The 16,766-nt window shown below is 41.9% G+C and carries 14 protein-coding genes; 9 read left to right on the forward strand and 5 right to left on the reverse strand.

Annotated elements, in window-relative coordinates:
• The first annotated feature begins 42 nt into the window (after positions 1 to 42).
• Positions 43 to 498 (forward strand): hypothetical protein, encoded by a 456-nt coding sequence (locus WAE59_RS07870; RefSeq protein ID WP_337855406.1) that lies wholly within the window; start codon positions 43 to 45, stop codon positions 496 to 498.
• On the opposite strand, the gene WAE59_RS07875 is transcribed toward WAE59_RS07870, so the two are convergent.
• Positions 485 to 1,006: an NADPH-dependent FMN reductase gene (locus tag WAE59_RS07875; RefSeq protein WP_337855407.1), complete on the reverse strand. Its 522-nt coding sequence runs from the start codon at positions 1,004 to 1,006 to the stop codon at positions 485 to 487. The genes WAE59_RS07870 and WAE59_RS07875 overlap by 14 nt on opposite strands.
• A 181-nt stretch (positions 1,007 to 1,187) precedes the next feature.
• Between WAE59_RS07875 and WAE59_RS07880 the strand changes: the two genes are divergently transcribed.
• The 8 genes from WAE59_RS07880 to WAE59_RS07915 all read left to right on the forward strand — a co-directional run bounded on the left by WAE59_RS07880 (position 1,188) and on the right by WAE59_RS07915 (position 12,102).
• Positions 1,188 to 1,991: a ParA family protein gene (locus WAE59_RS07880; RefSeq protein WP_337855408.1), complete on the forward strand. Its 804-nt coding sequence runs from the start codon at positions 1,188 to 1,190 to the stop codon at positions 1,989 to 1,991.
• A gap of 10 nt (positions 1,992 to 2,001) precedes the next feature.
• On the forward strand, positions 2,002 to 2,925 hold the full coding sequence (locus tag WAE59_RS07885) for a ParB/RepB/Spo0J family partition protein (RefSeq protein WP_337855409.1): 924 nt from the start codon (positions 2,002 to 2,004) through the stop codon (positions 2,923 to 2,925).
• Positions 2,925 to 3,590, forward strand: a complete 666-nt coding sequence (locus WAE59_RS07890) for a DUF5683 domain-containing protein (protein WP_337855410.1) — start codon at positions 2,925 to 2,927, stop codon at positions 3,588 to 3,590. Before WAE59_RS07885 ends, WAE59_RS07890 begins: the two co-directional genes overlap by 1 nt.
• A 73-nt stretch (positions 3,591 to 3,663) precedes the next feature.
• Positions 3,664 to 4,404, forward strand: coding sequence for a 4-hydroxy-tetrahydrodipicolinate reductase (gene dapB / locus WAE59_RS07895; RefSeq protein ID WP_337855411.1), 741 nt, complete (start codon positions 3,664 to 3,666; stop codon positions 4,402 to 4,404).
• Positions 4,405 to 4,412: 8 nt separating this feature from the next.
• Positions 4,413 to 5,618 carry a signal peptidase I gene (gene lepB, locus WAE59_RS07900; RefSeq protein ID WP_337855412.1) on the forward strand — a complete coding sequence of 402 codons (1,206 nt, stop codon included), beginning with the start codon at positions 4,413 to 4,415 and terminating at the stop codon, positions 5,616 to 5,618.
• Between the two features lie 184 nt (positions 5,619 to 5,802).
• Positions 5,803 to 6,993, forward strand: a complete 1,191-nt coding sequence (locus WAE59_RS07905; protein ID WP_337855413.1) for an ROK family protein — start codon at positions 5,803 to 5,805, stop codon at positions 6,991 to 6,993.
• Between the two features lie 61 nt (positions 6,994 to 7,054).
• Positions 7,055 to 10,183 (forward strand): SusC/RagA family TonB-linked outer membrane protein, encoded by a 3,129-nt coding sequence (locus tag WAE59_RS07910; protein ID WP_337855414.1) that lies wholly within the window; start codon positions 7,055 to 7,057, stop codon positions 10,181 to 10,183.
• 17 nt (positions 10,184 to 10,200) lie between these two features.
• Entirely contained in the window at positions 10,201 to 12,102 is a 1,902-nt protein-coding gene (locus WAE59_RS07915) for a SusD/RagB family nutrient-binding outer membrane lipoprotein (RefSeq protein ID WP_337855415.1), read from the forward strand.
• A gap of 55 nt (positions 12,103 to 12,157) precedes the next feature.
• On the opposite strand, the gene WAE59_RS07920 is transcribed toward WAE59_RS07915, so the two are convergent.
• Genes WAE59_RS07920 through rimO form a run of 4 tightly spaced genes read right to left on the reverse strand, consistent with a single transcriptional unit; the run spans position 12,158 to position 16,751 of the window.
• On the reverse strand, positions 12,158 to 12,661 hold the full coding sequence (locus tag WAE59_RS07920; RefSeq protein WP_337855416.1) for a hypothetical protein: 504 nt from the start codon (positions 12,659 to 12,661) through the stop codon (positions 12,158 to 12,160).
• A gap of 20 nt (positions 12,662 to 12,681) precedes the next feature.
• Positions 12,682 to 13,770, reverse strand: coding sequence for an Ldh family oxidoreductase (locus WAE59_RS07925; protein WP_337855417.1), 1,089 nt, complete (start codon positions 13,768 to 13,770; stop codon positions 12,682 to 12,684).
• A gap of 13 nt (positions 13,771 to 13,783) precedes the next feature.
• Positions 13,784 to 15,370, reverse strand: a complete 1,587-nt coding sequence (gene bshC, locus WAE59_RS07930; RefSeq protein WP_337855418.1) for a bacillithiol biosynthesis cysteine-adding enzyme BshC — start codon at positions 15,368 to 15,370, stop codon at positions 13,784 to 13,786.
• 46 nt (positions 15,371 to 15,416) lie between these two features.
• Positions 15,417 to 16,751, reverse strand: coding sequence for a 30S ribosomal protein S12 methylthiotransferase RimO (gene rimO, locus WAE59_RS07935; protein WP_337855419.1), 1,335 nt, complete (start codon positions 16,749 to 16,751; stop codon positions 15,417 to 15,419).
• Positions 16,752 to 16,766 lie beyond the last annotated feature (15 nt).

Genomic DNA, 16,766 nt, shown 5'->3' on the forward strand with positions numbered 1-16,766 from the left:
CGAAGGAATACTAATTTTGCACAAATTAGTAAATAAATCGATATGTCTTTTTTAAATGCGGTGATAAATCAGGTTGGAAGTGAAGAATTGCGTGAAGTACTTCAGGAGCGTGTAGATATCATCCAGCATAAGATCAAATTTATGGATAAAGTTGCTGTAGCTTGTTTGGATAGTGAAAACAATAGCAGCGGTCTCTTGAAAGACATCCTGAATACTGCCGGGGCCGAGTTGCAGGAAGATGCGGTTAATGCCAGGGTTCTGATTTATTGTGAAAATGACATGAGTATGTTGCAACTTATGGGCTCAGTTCCGGCGCTCCTAAAGCCGGAATGGCCAGCTGTAGAATACGACCGGGTTTACCTGTATGACGATAGTTTGTCCCTGACTGAAGCGGAGACAGCTGTTGACGCCCTGGAGGATTTGGCTGAAATGCTGTATCCGGGTTATTTTGTATTTGGCAACGAGGGTAAGACCTGGATGAGCTTTAAAACAAAATAAACTTGTCCATTTGCTGGTGGCTGAATTTCAGTGTATCCTCTTTAAAGAAATCACCATTCTCGTTGAGCTCAGATTTGATGGTAGAAATGTGGATCCTCAGGGGTAGTACATTGAGGTGAAGGTAACTGCATACACCTCCAAAATGGTCTATTCCACGGATATTCCCATACTTACCGGAAGAAATGCCAACCAGTGCGGCTTTTTTATCATAAAAGCTTTCCGGGAAATTGCAGGCATCTATAAAGGTTTTCAGTACTCCAGGAAAACTGCCGTTGTATTCCGGGATGATGAAAAGGAATTTACTGGTATTGGTGATCATTTCCTGTATACTTAGGAAGGCTTCGCTTCTGTTTCCATATAGGTCAGAAGCGATCAGATTGTCCGGAAGATCTTCAAGGGAAAAAACATTGCTCTCCAAGCCTTTTGAGATCAATGTTCTTTGATAATAATTGGCGACTTTAAGCGTATTACTGTTAGGTCTGTTGGTTCCGGATATGATGGTTACCATGTTTTGATTGTTAATAAGATGTGTAAAACACTTAGTGCTTTAATACTAATTTTGCCATTTAGTTTGTATCTTAGCTAATCGTTAAAATGTGCCCAGATCCGTACAAAAATAGCATTTTTTATAGATTTAAGCAGCGCGAATACAGGCCTTCAGGGATTAATTGTAAATATTAACAAGATAAATGAGTAAAATTATCGCATTGGCAAATCAGAAAGGTGGGGTAGGCAAAACTACATCATCGATCAACTTAGCCGCAAGTTTAGCCGTATTAGAATATAGAACATTATTAGTAGATGCTGATCCTCAGGCAAATTCAACTTCTGGAATTGGTTTTGACCCCAGAAGTATAAAAAATAGCATTTACGAGTGCATCATCAATGACATCGATGCAGCAGATGCCATCCAAAAAACGGAAACCCCTAATCTGGATCTTTTACCGGCACACATCGACCTTGTGGGTGCTGAGATTGAGATGATCAACCTCAATAACCGTGAGTACAAAATGAAAGCTGTGTTGGAGAAAATCAAAGACCAGTATGACTTCATCATCATTGACTGCTCACCTTCTCTGGGTTTAATCACGATCAATGCACTAACGGCAGCAGATTCGGTGATCATTCCGGTTCAGTGCGAGTATTTTGCATTGGAGGGGCTCGGTAAATTGCTCAATACCATTAAAATTGTACAGAACCGTTTGAATCCTGAGCTGGAAATCGAGGGTATTCTGCTGACCATGTACGATGTACGTCTGCGTTTGTCTAACCAGGTGGTAGAAGAAGTAAAAACTCATTTTCAGGAATTGGTTTTCGAGACGATCATTCAACGGAACACGCGTTTGAGTGAGGCGCCGAGTTATGGTGTATCGGTGATTATGCATGATGCCAATTGTAAGGGCGCTATCAATTACCTGAACCTTGCGCGTGAAATCGTTCGTAAAAATGGCATGGTAAAAGCAGAAGCCGCCGAGAATACAGCAATCCTATAAATTATTTTTAATGACATCTTTTCAGCGAAAAACGGGTTTAGGCAGGGGATTAAGTGCACTTTTGGACGATACGGAATCCGTAAATCCACCAAAGAATGGCGTAAACCCTGTAAGTGAAACCAGGCAAGAAGGCAATACCAAAAACAACATTGGCCATATCAACATCAGTGATGTAGAGACCAATCCCTATCAGCCCCGCACGGAGTTTGATCAGGTTGCTCTGAATGAGCTTGCTGAATCGATCAAGGTTCAGGGATTGATTCAGCCGATCACGGTAAGGGCACAGCCAAATGGTACTAAATACCAGTTGATTTCAGGTGAACGCAGGTTGCGGGCTTCCAAGCTCGCAGGACTTACTGAAATACCAGCATATATCCGTACCGCAAATGACCAGCAGATGCTGGAAATGGCATTGATAGAGAACATTCAGCGGGAGAACCTCAATGCTATCGAAATTGCCTTGAGTTTCCAGCAGATGATGGATGAGTGTAATCTGAAACAGGAGCAATTGGGAGACCGGGTAGGTAAAAACCGTACCACAGTAACCAACTATCTGCGTCTGTTGAAATTGCCGCCGCTGATTCAGATTTCCATTAGGGACCAAAAAATCTCTATGGGCCATGCCAGGGCATTGATCAATGTAGATCAAGCAGATAAGCAACTGTATATCCATGATGAGATCATCGAGAAAGGGCTTTCTGTACGTAAGGTGGAAGAATTGGTAAGGAGCATCAACAGTGTTGAGGTAAAGCCTAAACCTGCTAAACGTGTGGCCGCTGCGCCTTTCGAATATCAGAAATTACAGAAAGATCTGGCTTCCAAATTTGCTACTAAAGTGAAATTGAAAGTTGGAGAAAACGGAAAGGGAGCCATTGAAATTCCTTTTGTCTCTGAAGATGATCTGAGCCGCATTTTAGAATTATTGGATTGGTAATGCAGAAGTTTTTGACCGTACTGTTGCTTTGTGTTTTTACTGCACTTATTGCCGCTGCCCAGCAGCCGGTAAGAGGTAAAAAAGACACGATTGAGAAGAACTCTGCAGATACGGTTGCCAAACCTATGCTGATCAATGCGGGTAAACAGGTGAAGGTCGCTGTAGATACCGGCAAAACCAAATACGTAAATCCGGGCAAAATAGCTGGAAGGAAGGCCGTGATCAGTTCTTTGATCGTTCCGGGAATGGGACAGATCAGGAATGGTGTGACCGTCTATCGCCTCGCTAAAGTAGCAGGTATTTACACTGGGGCTACACTCTTAACCATTTCACTGATCGATAACAGTAAGATGTACAAAGTTTTTCTTAAGGAGGTGCAATATCGAAATTCACATGGGGATACAGCAGCATCTTATCCGAACTATCCCACTTCCGGTTTGATATTGGCCAAAGATAACGCCCGCAGAAATAGAGAAGTGGTCATCTTTTCCTTAGTAGGTCTTTATCTGTTAAATGCGGTAGAAGCTTATATTGATGCGAGATTAAAGTATTTCGATGTAGGTGATGTCGCTTCGCTGAAGATGTCTCCGGTGTTAATGAATACAAATACAATGTACGGCTTTAACCCGGTAACTCCAGGTGTCAAGCTCAGCTTAACTTTTTGATAGAAAATAAAATATAAATAGAATGAAACCTCTGTCAAGAAGCTTCATTACCATTAAGTAAAATATAAATAGAATGAAAATAGCACTGCTTGGTTACGGTAAAATGGGTCAGATCATTGAGCGATTTGCCTTGGAAAGAGGTCATGAAGTTGTCCTGAAAATCAGCATTGATAATCGTGAAGACCTTACCGAATCTAATCTGCGTAAAGCGGATGTGGCGATTGATTTTAGTACTCCAGATGCTGTAATCAGCAATATTTATACTTGTTTTGATGCAAATGTTCCGGTCGTTGTAGGTACTACAGGATGGTACGGACAATTGCAGGAAGTGAAGAATGAATGTCTTTCAAGTAACAATTCGCTTCTTTACGGATCAAACTTTAGTATTGGGGTGAACCTCTTTTTCCATATCAATAAAGTAATGGCCAAATTGATGAATGATTTTCCCGCTTATGAAGTACAGGTAGAGGAAATTCACCATACCCAAAAACTGGATTCGCCAAGTGGAACAGCGATGACCATTGCCGAAGATATCATCGACAATCTGGGGCGTAAATCGGAATGGGTCAATGAATTGGTCGGAACGCCTTTTGAAGATACTCTGACTAAAGAACAATTGTTGATCGAGTCGCACAGGATAGAAAGTGTACCCGGTACGCATACCGTGGTTTACAGTTCAGAAGTGGATGAGATCGAGCTGAAGCATACTGCTCACAACAGGTCGGGATTTGCTTTGGGTGCAGTAGTTGCAGCAGAGTGGTTACATAACAAACAAGGCTTTTACAACATAGCCGATATATTTAATTTTAAATAAAGACCAATATGAGTTGGAAATTCTGGCAAAAGAATAATGATGCCAAGCCTAAAAAGAAAAAAACCAAAACCAGGGAATGGGTAGATGCCATTCTGTTTGCAGTTATCGCTGCTACGATCATCCGGGTGTTTTTTATTGAGGCCTATACCATACCAACCGGGTCAATGGAGCGCTCTTTGCTGATCGGTGATTTTCTGTTCGTGAGTAAGGTCAATTACGGGCCACGTATCCCGATGACGCCTGTTGCATTTCCGTTTGCACATCATACCATGCCTGTAACAGGAACAAAAGCATACTGGGAAGGTGTTCAGTGGAAATATAGACGTTTACCCGGAACTTCTGATATCAAAAGAAATGATGTGGTGGTATTCAATTACCCCCAGGGAGATACAGTTGCTTTAGAACAGCAGGATATGGATTATTACCAAATGGTGAGACATAGCAGCTGGCAAAGTGTAAATAGCCAGTATACTGTGGTGAGCCGGCCAGTAGATAAGCGGGAAAACTATATCAAGAGATGTATCGGAATTGCAGGAGATACGATCAGTATGAAAGCCGGATTGGTTTCTGTGAATGGCAGACCGGAACCATTGAAGAATACGGGTAATTTTACTTATTTAGTGACTTTTAAAACACGCAATGTAAACTTTGATGTATTTCAGGATATGGGATTCAGCATGAGAAGCGGAGATCCGGATATACAATCAATGACAGATTCAACTTGCCTGTTTACGGGCTCAGGATCGATGATGGACGAGGTTAAGAAATTAGATTTTGTAAAATCTGTTGGAGAATATGTAGCTACCGCAGGTCAATATGAGCCAGATGTATTTCCGCATGATCCAAACAGGCCCTGGAATGTAGATAATTTCGGTCCGATCATCATCCCCAAAAAAGGATGGACGGTGAAATTGGACAGTGTGACTATGCCTTTGTACGAAAGAAGTATCAGGATTTATGAAGGTAATAAACTGGAGAAATCTGGAACTGGCTGGCTCATCAATGGAAAACCAGCTACAACTTATACTTTTAAAATGGATTATTATTGGATGATGGGAGATAATAGGCACAATTCTCTAGACTCAAGATATTGGGGTTTTGTTCCGGAAGACCATATAGTGGGAAAAGCGCTATTCATTTGGATGAGTTTTGATACTAACGGTTCATTCTTTAGTAAAATCCGCTGGAGCCGATTGCTAAGAGGAATCCATTAAAATAAAAATCTTATGTTTCATAAAGGGATTATGTACTCACATAATCCCTTTTTTTGTTTGCACTAAATCGATAAAGTAGTTATTTTAAATATTTGTAATGTATTTGGTACTTTAAAAATAATTTAAAAAGTATTGTGTTTATTCATAATTATATTTTAAGTTTGATATAGAAATCAAGCCAAACGTGTCAGCAACCGATAAAAAATACCTTCAACTACGTAGAGATGTGATCAAACAACTTTATGTGAATAAAATGCTTACGCTAACTGAGCTGAGTGCACTCACCCATAAGAGTTTACCTTTAGTGACCAGTACAGTCAGCGATTTGCTCGAGGATGGATATGTTCTTGAGCATGGTTTGGCACCATCAACAGGGGGTCGTAGGGCATTGAATTTTTCATTGAATCAGGAAAAATCACGTTTCATTGTTGCTGTAGCAATGGATCAGCTCGTAACCCGGGTTGTGATCTATGATTTACTGAATAATGTGCATATGGACCCGGAAATTATGGAATTTCCGCTGAGTGCCGATCCAAATGAACTTATTAAGTTGACTAGTTTTTTGAAAGATTATATCGGCCGTTCTGGGATTGCATCTGATCAGATCTTGGGCATTGGTATTGGTATGCCAGGTTTTGTCAATGCCGAGTTGGGAATGAATTATACTTTCTTCAAGTTAAAGAACAATGTAAGCTTGAAGAGTCATTTGACCAAAGAGCTGGGACTTCCTGTTTTTATTGATAACGATTCAAGTTTAATCGCTCTTGCTGAATTGAAATTTGGTGCCGGAAAGGATCTGAAAGATGTACTCGTAGTAAATATCGGATGGGGCATAGGCCTTGGGATGGTGATTAATGGAAGTTTATTTAGAGGTCATAGTGGTTACGCAGGTGAATTTAGTCATATTCCTCTTTCACAAAGTAACAAATTATGCTCTTGCGGTAAACGTGGCTGCCTTGAAGTAGACACTTCCTTGATAGTACTTGTAGAACGTGCGAAACAAGAGATTGCAAATGGCGTGAGCTCCAGATTAGAGCAATCTTTCCAGGACAACAGCAAGTTACCTGGGGATCATTTCCTCGATGCAGCAAGAGACGGCGACCCTTTAGCAGTATCTATTTTATCAGAGGCTTCTTTTCTTATTGGCAAGGGCTTAGCTACCCTGATACACATCATGAATCCAGAAATTATAGTGCTGGGCGGTAGAGGTGCCATTGCCGGAAAAATCCTGATGGCTCCGGTTCAGCACGCGATTAATGAATTTTGCATCCAGCGTCTTGCCGATCAAACGACGATTACCGTATCTCAATTGGCCGACCAGTCCGAATTGCTGGGTGCCGCCATACTGGTTATAGAAAATTGCCAGTTCAATTAAATCATCTCTATTCATATAAAAACACAACTAACCAAAATTTTAACAATTTAATCATTACAAAATGAAACAGATGTACTTAAGGTGTATCGCCCTGGTGTTCTTCAGTATGATGACGATCTCGGCGTATGCACAGAAGACAGTTACCGGTACGGTGACAGAAAAGTCTGGGCAACCCATTCCGGGGGTGAGTGTTATGGAAAAAGGCACTAAGAACGGTACTTCTACTGGTGCTGATGGAAAGTATAGCCTTTCCGTAAAACCAGGTGCAGTGCTGACTTTCTCTTCCATTGGCCTGGCTACGAAAGAAATCACCGTGGGGGAATCCGGTGCGATAAATGTAAGCCTTGAAGATGATGCAAACCAACTTGGAGAGGTTGTGGTCACCGCTTTGGGTATCAAAAGAGAAAAGAAATCTCTGGGATATGCGGTGCAGGAGGTAAAAGGGGAGACTTTGGTGGAAGCAAGAGAGCCGAATCTTGTGAATACACTTTCGGGTAAAGTGGCCGGCTTGCAAATCACACGGTCAAGTAATGGCCCTGCGGGATCTTCCAAAATTACCTTGCGAGGAAATAATTCTCTTACAGGTGATAATCAACCACTGATTGTTGTAGATGGAGTTCCTGTCAGTAATTTTACCGGAGCGATCAATCCCAGTAACGGAGCGCTGAATAATGACTACTATAATCCGGCGGCAGATATGGGAAATGGCCTTGGAGACATCAATCCTGAAGATATTGAAAGTATATCTGTGTTAAAAGGCCCGACTGCTGCTGCACTTTATGGCTCAAGGGCCGGTAACGGTGTAATTATGATCACTACGAAAAGTGGGAAGGCTCAAAAAGGTTTGGGTATTTCAGTTTCCTCAACTCTGGGTGTGGAAAGTATTTTTACGACACCTAAAATACAAAATGAATTTGGACAAGGAACACAGGGTGAATATGGAGAGTTGTCCACACTCAGCTGGGGACCGAAAGCTGAAGGACAGATGGTTAAGAATTGGAATGGAGAGCAAGTCGCGTTGCGTACTTACGACAATATTGGCAACTATACTAATCGTGGAATCAGTTCCAATCAAAGCGTGACCTTCCAGCAACAATTAGGTGCGACATCAGTTTACACTTCATTTAATCGTCTAGATGATAAAAGTCTCATTCCTGGCGCCGAACTTCACCGGACAAATTTATTGGCTAGGGCTGTTAGTACCTTTGGCAAAAATGATCGTTGGGTAACTGATACAAAAATACAATACAACAATTCCAGCGCGGAAAACAGACCGAATAACGGAGCAAATGTCAATAACGTGTTTGCAACATTATACAATTTACCAAGGTCAATTGACATTACTCAATTTAAAAACTCGGTTGATCCTAATGGGAAAATGATCTGGTACCTCCCAACAGGAAGTGCCTACAATCCTTATTGGGCAAGAGATAAAAACTTGAATAATGATGTACGTGATCGCTATATCTTAACTGGATCATTGAAATATAAATTCAATAGCTGGTTAAATGCTGAAGCAAAAGGTGGTATGGATAATTACACTACAACTATAGAAAGTAAACTATATTCAGGAGGTCCTGCTACACCAAACGGATCGTATGGTCTAAGTAAACAAACATTTACAGAAACTAACTTTAGCGCCTTGATCTCTGGTCAGAAAGACAATGTATTTGATCGGTTTGGTGGCGCATTTACGTTGGGTGGTAACCTAATGTCTCAGAAAAATAACATTCTGGGAAGTAATTCAGGGGAATTGGTAGTTCCAAACTTATTTTCTTTAAATAATGGCAAGAATAATCCTACAGTTTCACAGGTATACAATACAAAAAAGATAAATTCTGTCTACGGAACTTTGCAAGTCAACTGGGATAATTACCTTTTCTTAGATGGTACTTTTAGAAATGACTGGACTTCTACTTTGCATCCGGACAACCGTTCTTATTTTTATCCTTCTTTGAGCTTTTCATATGTGTTTAGCGAAATGTTAACTAAAATGGGTAAAGAACTTCCCTCTTGGTTCACCTATGGGAAATTAAGAGCCTCAACTGCTTCAGTCGGTAACGATTTAAATGCATATGAGTTGTACAACACTTATTCAATTGGTAAAGATCCAAACGGGAATACAAATGCGAACAGGAATGAAGTGTTATATGATCCTTATGTGAAAAATGAGTTGATTAAATCATATGAGGCAGGAGCTGAACTGAGGTTCTTTAACAGCCGGGTCGGTTTGGATGTTTCCTTTTATAAATCTAACGCAACAAATCAGTTGATTAACATTTCAATGGATCCACTAAGCGGTTATAAGTTCAAAAAAATCAACGCGGGAAATGTTCAGAATAAAGGTGTGGAGTTGGTTTTAGATGCTAAAATATTGGATAACTCAAATGCTTTAAGCTGGAACACTTCAATGAACTTTTCCCACAACAACAACACACTGGAATATCTTACAGACGAGTTGACTACCTATCCTTTGGGCGGATATGACGATGTTCAGATTGTGAGCGTTGTAGGACAAAAATATGGTGAGATTTATGGAACTACTTTCCAACGTGTTCCGAGCGGCCCAAATGCAGGTCAGCTGTTACTCAGTGCTAATGGAGTACCCCAGGTTTCCGCAACAGGTTCAAGACTGGGTAACCAACAAGCAAAGGCCATAGCAGGTATCACCAACACTTTTAGTTATAAGGGCCTTAATCTTTCCTTTTTAATTGATGGTCGTTTTGGCGGAAAGATTTTCTCCAGTACGCTGTCATCAATGCAGCAAAGTGGTATCGCCGCTAATACAGTAGTGAATGGCAACAGAGATAACTTTGTTGTAGATGGATATATCTTAAATGGAACGACCTACGAGAAAAGTACTATATCTGTTACCCCTCAAAGATATTGGGAAGCAGTCGCCGGAGCGAATAACCTTGGAATTACTGAAGCAAATTTGTATGACGCGACTAATATCAGACTAAGAAACGTAAATTTAAGTTATAATCTGTCTGGGAAATTACTGGCAAAAACACCTATTCAACGTGCAAAAATTGGTGTCTCATGCAATAACGTTTGGCTAATTACCAGTCATATGAATGGTCTGGATCCGGAATCTGTGTATGCTGCGGGAGGAAATGCCACGGGTTTCGAAGGTACAAGTGCACCTACTACCAGAACATTCTCCTTTAATTTAACTTTAGGCTTCTAATCTTAATAATTGATAAGATGAAAAATATATTAAAACAATCATGTGTAATTATGGCGGCAACGCTGATGATGGCATCATGTAAGAAATTTGAAGAATTAAATGTAAATCCTGTTGCTGCTAGCGAAGATCAGGTTCAGGTGGAATATTTTATTAATAATTCCATCATTTCCGCTCAAATGAATCCGGATGTTGCAGAACGATCATTTGTGCTATATTGGAAGCCTGCAGGCCATCAGGCATCTGACTACGATGGTGGAGCGATTTCTGCAGGAACCTACAATGACGGTTGGACCGGAGCTTACTATGACCAGGTTGCCGGTTGGTTGAACATGGCGAATACAGCCATTGAGATCGGGAACAAGCAAATCGCAGCCGGAACTGCCAAAACTTATACTCCAAATCTAATTCAGGTAGCCAGAATTTGGAGAGCTTATCTGATGAGTGAAATGTCGGATAATTTTGGTCCAATTCCAGTGAAGGGTTTTGAAGGTACAAATCCTGATTTTTCAGACGTCAAAACCGTTTACTACTACATGTTGGACGAGTTAAAGGATGCAAGTGCAAAATTAGACTTGAATATTGTTAATCCAACTGACTTAGGAAAACAAGATCCTGCCTTCCAGTATAACTATGTCCGTTGGAGAAAATATGCAAATTCTATGCGTCTCCGCCTGGCAATGCGCTTATCGGAGGTTGATCTGCAAAAAGCGAAGTCTGAATTTGAAGCTGCCGCAGCCACGAATGATTTCATTACATCGAATACTGAGAATTTTCAAGTTCAGGAAAAAGATGGCTGGGATGCACTTACGGGAGTAATGAGCCGTTCATGGGATACACAACCCTTATCTTCTACTTTGAACAATTTATTTATAGGCTTAGGTGGGGTTAAATCCGCAGATCTTTTAGGCTCGGATTTTCAGTCAGCCATTAAACCGGCCAATTGGTTGGGTCAGAAATTTCCTGATCAATTTACCACCAGAACCAATGATCCCTCTGCAGGATATTGGTTCAATGGTCTTCCTTATTCCATCGATCCTCGTGCCTATAAATTATTTAGCATTCCTGGTGATGTCAACAACGTGAATTATCCTAAACAGAATGGTAATTACGACATTGTTACTGTTCGCAATCTGAAAGCTGCGGGTGGTGCTGTAGTTAAAACAATTGATGCTAAATATACTTGGAATACCAGGGTAGATGGCAATTGGGGTGCTAAAGATGCATTGAATGAACCAGTAAATTATGGCGGAACTATGCCTCGCATCAATATGCAATTCAGAAATAGTACTCAAAAACGACTTTTCTTTGGTCCATGGGAAACTTATTTCTTGCTTGCTGAAGCTGCTGTTCGTGGCTGGAGTACTCCGGTAAGCGCCCAGGTTGCTTATGAAACTGGTATCACGAAAAGTTTTGAGTACTGGGGAATTACATTGGGGTCTTATTTAACTTCAACGGATTACAATAGGGTAGGTACGTCGGTGAGTTGGACGCATACTACCGAGCCAGGTTCACGTGTGATGAATTTTGAAGATGGATTGACGGGAGCAGCAGGATCTGTAACTGTTAATTATCCTAAAAATGACTTATACAAAAATGGTACAGTTAGAAATGACCAGTTAACTAAAATTATCACGCAGAAATTTATTGCACAGACCCCATGGTTACCGCTGGAAACATGGAATGACCATAGAAGGTTAGGCTTGCCGTTTTTTGAAAACCCTACTATTGAAGAACCAATAAATACCTTGCCTGCACTAACGACAGTTAATTATATGACCGCAAGTGTGCAGTTTTTACCACAGAGGTTAAAATATCCATCTAGCTTACAAAATAACAATTCGAAAGGGTATGCCCAGGCTTTATCTGCTTTGGGTGGAGCCGATGCAGTATTAACGCCATTATGGTGGGCACAGAAATAACATATACTTAAATACAAAAAAGCCTGAATCCCTATCATTCAGGCTTTTTTGTATTTTACAAGCCCAAATTCAACGCTGCTCTCAGTGCAAAGAACCTCAGCGGGTTTCCCGACTGATACACTTCATACCTTCCGCCAATGTCAATTGTAGAGCCTTCAAAAACATTGATCTCTCCTCCAAATCCTGGCGACCAGGCAAAGCGTGTTGTTTTTCGCTGTATCTGATCAAATGCAGCACCCACATCTCCGGAGATATACAGCAGGTCATTTAGAAAATATTTAGCCCCCACCTTTGTTACGAAATTCTCATATTTAGGCTTAGGCATTACCTTCAATGTGCTCTGCAGATTTGTTTTACCGAGCGTAACTGTCCAGTTGAGGTTTTGAAGGATCGGCGACTGGAAATTCAGGAAATATCCCGTACCCCATTTCGAATCACCTGCCAAAGCCTCTAATCCGATCCCCAATTTTGGATTGCGTAATGCAGTCTGCTGGGATTTGACGATCTGCGTACCGGCCAACAAGAAAAAGCCAATAGTTAATAGTTTTTTATTTATCATGAGTGGCTTATAAGAGATATTTAAATACCTAAACCAGAAATTCCCAATTTAAGTGCGAGTTCGTTGAGGTCGTTGACCACCACATCGATCAAAGGAATTCCATTGATTTTTCTTTCCGCCTCAAACAATGTTTCAGGTTCTCCAGGAATAATGACCTGCTTTTCAGGATCAATGGTCTTCGCATTTTTAAAGCGGGAAATCCAATTGTCCATATGTTCCTTAAATTCATCTGCGGGCCTGAACCCATCCACACGCATCGCTCCGAAAAAGTGACCAAGTCCTTCACCTACCGGATTTTTGGAGGGTTCTAAAAAGGCAACAAAAGGTGGAACCCAGGGACCATAGTTGGCACCAGAAAGTACCGCAGATAAGATATCTACCGTTGCACTCAAGCCATACCCTTTATGACTCCCATGTTCTTTATCACTACCCAAGGGAAGGAGCGAGCCGCCTTGCTTCAATTGGTGTGGGTCAGTGGAACTATTGCCAGACGCATCCTGCGCCCATCCTTCGGGAATAGAGGCACCTGAACGTTGAGCAATTTCCAGTTTTCCGTTTGCAGCAGCGGCAGTCGCCATATCTACTACTAACGGTGGATATTTTCCTGCAGGGAATGCATAGCACATTGGGTTGGTGCCCAGCAAACGTTCGTTAGCATAGGTAGGGGCTACCAGCGGACTGGCATTGGTCATGCTGATGCCTACCATATCTTCAGCAACAGCCATCAGGGCATGGTACCCCGCAATCCCAAAATGATTGGAGTTTTTTACGGCTACCCAGCCGCTACCGTAGGTTCTGGCTTTCTCAATGGCAATCTTCATGGCAAAAGGGGCTACGACCAGACCGAGGCCGGCATCGCCATCCACTGTTGCTGTAGTTGCGGTCTCGTGTACCACACGAATATCCGGAGTCGCATTGATCCTTTCTTTTTCCCAAAGTCTTACATATCCGCTAAGCCGGGCCACACCATGAGAGTCTATCCCCCGCAGATCCGAACGCAGCAGCACATCTGCGGCCAGTTGTGCATCTTGTGCCGGACATTCCATCTTTAAAAATACTGCTTCTGTAAAGTTGCGTAATTGCGTTTCTGAAAAAGTGTGAAAGGTCATGATCTAAAAGTGGTTAGCCAATCAATACCGTAAATTGATGGTCTAAAGGTTTGAAACTGGCGATCAACGTGTCAATAAATTCATCGCCGTATAAAATATACATCGGCGCAATATTTAAGCTGCGCTCCTGTAATCCGCCGTTTGGAAATAATTTAGCTTTGAGGTTTTCAATCTGTGCCAGTGAGGTCTTATGCTTTCTTTTCTCCGCCCGCATCATTTTTTTCTCCAGGCTACCAATCAGTTTCAGTGCCTTGGTTTTTGCCGCATCGGCCGATTGCGAAAGAGATTTATCAATCTTATAAGCATTCAGTTTGATCTGGTCAAATACTGCGCGCACGGCGCGCTCTTCATTGTCCAGCGCAAATTGTAAGTTGACATGTGCTTTGATCCAACTGTTCTTCAGTGTATCGTCATCGGCAAATATTTCCTTGTGATTGATACCCAGGATGTGCATCCTTTCCGCACTTCTTTTATCGATTACCTGCGCCGAATTACGGAGCAGCAATACCGGGAAAGGTACCTGATACTGATCGAAATTGGATTTCAACTGCAGCCAGTACGTAACTTCTGCTCCGCCGCCGATATAGGCAAGATTGGGCAAGATCACTTCCTGGTAAAGTGGACGCATCACCACATTTGGGCTAAACCTTTCAGGATGTTCTCCGATTTCCGCTTTCAAGGATTCTGCTGAAAAGCTGATTTCAGAATGCATCACCTTATACAGGCCTCCTTCAAAAACAAGACGCTCCCGAAGGCCGTCAATCATGTAAAAGAAATTGATTTCTCTTGGGTTCACCTGTGGCTTATAGCCAAGTGCTTCCAGGCTGGAATTACTAGCTGTAATATTTGCCGAACTATTTTCTTCTGTAATGTCCTGGTATATGATCGCTCCAAATTGCTTTTTCAATGCCGGTTCATCTGCATCTACGCAAACCAATCCGAAACGGCCAAATAACGCATCTACCAATGCCCTGGTCGCATCGCTTAGTTTCGCATGTCCAGTATAAGCCTCCTCAACCAACTGAGCCAGCTTTAGCCCGTTTTCACTGATGCCCAGGTAGCCTTTATAAGCGATTAAGGCGTCTACAATGTCTTTGGTGTCCAGTCTGCCAGTTGCTCCTGCAGCATTCTTTTCCCAGGTTATTTTTTTATCTTCTACTTTTACATTATTGATCTCTTCAAAATCATGGTCCTCTGTAGCCATCCAGTAGACAGGCACAAAATCATAATCCGGAAAAGTAGCTTTTAACTCTTTTGCAAGGTTAATGGCCGTTACGATCTTATAAATAAAATACAAAGGGCCGGTAAAGATGTTGAGCTGGTGTCCGGTAGTAACGGTAAAAGTTTTTTCATCTTCCAGTAACCCGATATTTGCCCGCGTAAGGCCTGAGCTTTCTATGGAAGCATATTGCCGCTTCAATGTTTCTACCAGCGCCTTCCGGTCGCCTCCAAAATTACGGTTTTTAATGGCTTCAGCGAAGCCTTTATAATCCGGACTGTAGGTGTAAAAAGCTTTCAATTGTTCCTTTCCCCCGATGTAATCGAGTACCGCAGAGGAGAAAGCATTGGTTTCCTGATAAGTGATGTATTTGGCTTGCATTGCTACGAATTTAAGTTAATAAACTACAATTCCTGATTTGAAGCCTTTATTTTACAATCCGTCCATATAGATCAAAGTCCTCCGCGCGGTCAATGGTCACGTTGACGAAACTCCCAACAGCAGCATAACCGGTGGTAGCATCGATCAGCACTTCATTATCCACTTCAGGTGAGTCATATTCTGTACGTCCCACGAAGAAATCGCCTTCTTTTCTGTCTACCAATACTTTGTACGTATTCCCCACTTTCTCCTGATTGATGTCGAAAGAAATACCTTGCTGTATTTCCATAATGGCATCCACACGTTCCTGTTTTACTTCGTCAGGAACATCGTCTACCAGGTTGTGGGCATGTGTTTTTTCTTCATGCGAATACGTAAAGCAACCCAATCTGTCGAAACGTGTTTCTTCTACCCAGCTCAGCATCTCTTCGAAATCCTGCTCTGTTTCTCCGGGATAGCCGCAGATCAATGTGGTGCGCATCGCGATACCCGGTACTTTATCCCTGATCTGGTTGACAATATCTATTGTCTTTTGCTTGGTAATCCCACGGCGCATTGATTTCAGCATATTGTCTGTGATGTGCTGTAAAGGCATGTCCAGGTATTTGCAGATGTTCTCACGTTCGTTCATGGCATCCAATATTTCCATAGGGAAGCCGGAAGGATAAGCATATTGCAGCCTGATCCATTCTATGCCCGGTACATCAGAAATTCTGCGCAGCAACTCGTCGAGGTTACGTTTGCCATAGATATCCAGACCATAATAAGTAAGGTCCTGTGCAATCAGGATCAGTTCTTTCGTTCCGTTGGCAGCCAGTATCTTCGCTTCGTTCACCAATTCGTTCATGTCGCGGGAAACGTGTTTACCACGCATCAATGGAATGGCACAGAAGGAGCAGGGGCGGTTACAGCCTTCTGCTATTTTAAAATAAGCAAAATGAGAAGGGGTGGTCAGCAAGCGCTCACCAATCAGCTCATGTTTGTAATTGGCACCTAAAGAGTGCAATAAATTGTTCAGGTCATTGGTGCCAAAGAAGGCATCCACATTGGTGATCTCTGCTTCCAATTCCGGTTTGTACCGTTCGGATAAGCACCCTGTTACGATTACCTTTCCTACTTTTCCCTCTTCCTTAAGCTGGCTATATTGCAGGATGGTATCTATGGATTCCTGTTTGGCATTGTCGATGAATCCGCAGGTGTTGATCACCACGATGTCATCCTTACCTACTTTATTGGCTTCATGAACTACATCCAGGCTATTACCCCGCAGCTGTCCCATCAATACTTCAGAATCGTAAGTGTTTTTGGAGCAACCTAAAGTAATCACATTTATTTTAGGCTTTTTAACCGGGGCAACCCTGTATATTTTTTTTGTATTCATGTATTTTTTATGTTC

Source organism: Pedobacter sp. GR22-6, from assembly GCF_037402555.1.
Classification (GTDB): domain Bacteria; phylum Bacteroidota; class Bacteroidia; order Sphingobacteriales; family Sphingobacteriaceae; genus Pedobacter.

Coding starts and splice junctions, on each gene's coding strand:
- WAE59_RS07885 (WP_337855409.1), top strand. CDS start 2,002: ATGACATCTTTTCAGCGAAAAACGGGTTTAGGCAGGGGATTAAGTGCA.
- WAE59_RS07920 (WP_337855416.1), bottom strand. CDS start 12,661: ATGATAAATAAAAAACTATTAACTATTGGCTTTTTCTTGTTGGCCGGT.
- lepB (WP_337855412.1), top strand. CDS start 4,413: ATGAGTTGGAAATTCTGGCAAAAGAATAATGATGCCAAGCCTAAAAAG.
- WAE59_RS07880 (WP_337855408.1), top strand. CDS start 1,188: ATGAGTAAAATTATCGCATTGGCAAATCAGAAAGGTGGGGTAGGCAAA.
- WAE59_RS07910 (WP_337855414.1), top strand. CDS start 7,055: ATGAAACAGATGTACTTAAGGTGTATCGCCCTGGTGTTCTTCAGTATG.
- WAE59_RS07890 (WP_337855410.1), top strand. CDS start 2,925: ATGCAGAAGTTTTTGACCGTACTGTTGCTTTGTGTTTTTACTGCACTT.
- dapB (WP_337855411.1), top strand. CDS start 3,664: ATGAAAATAGCACTGCTTGGTTACGGTAAAATGGGTCAGATCATTGAG.
- WAE59_RS07915 (WP_337855415.1), top strand. CDS start 10,201: ATGAAAAATATATTAAAACAATCATGTGTAATTATGGCGGCAACGCTG.
- WAE59_RS07925 (WP_337855417.1), bottom strand. CDS start 13,770: ATGACCTTTCACACTTTTTCAGAAACGCAATTACGCAACTTTACAGAA.
- WAE59_RS07870 (WP_337855406.1), top strand. CDS start 43: ATGTCTTTTTTAAATGCGGTGATAAATCAGGTTGGAAGTGAAGAATTG.
- rimO (WP_337855419.1), bottom strand. CDS start 16,751: ATGAATACAAAAAAAATATACAGGGTTGCCCCGGTTAAAAAGCCTAAA.
- bshC (WP_337855418.1), bottom strand. CDS start 15,370: ATGCAAGCCAAATACATCACTTATCAGGAAACCAATGCTTTCTCCTCT.
- WAE59_RS07875 (WP_337855407.1), bottom strand. CDS start 1,006: ATGGTAACCATCATATCCGGAACCAACAGACCTAACAGTAATACGCTT.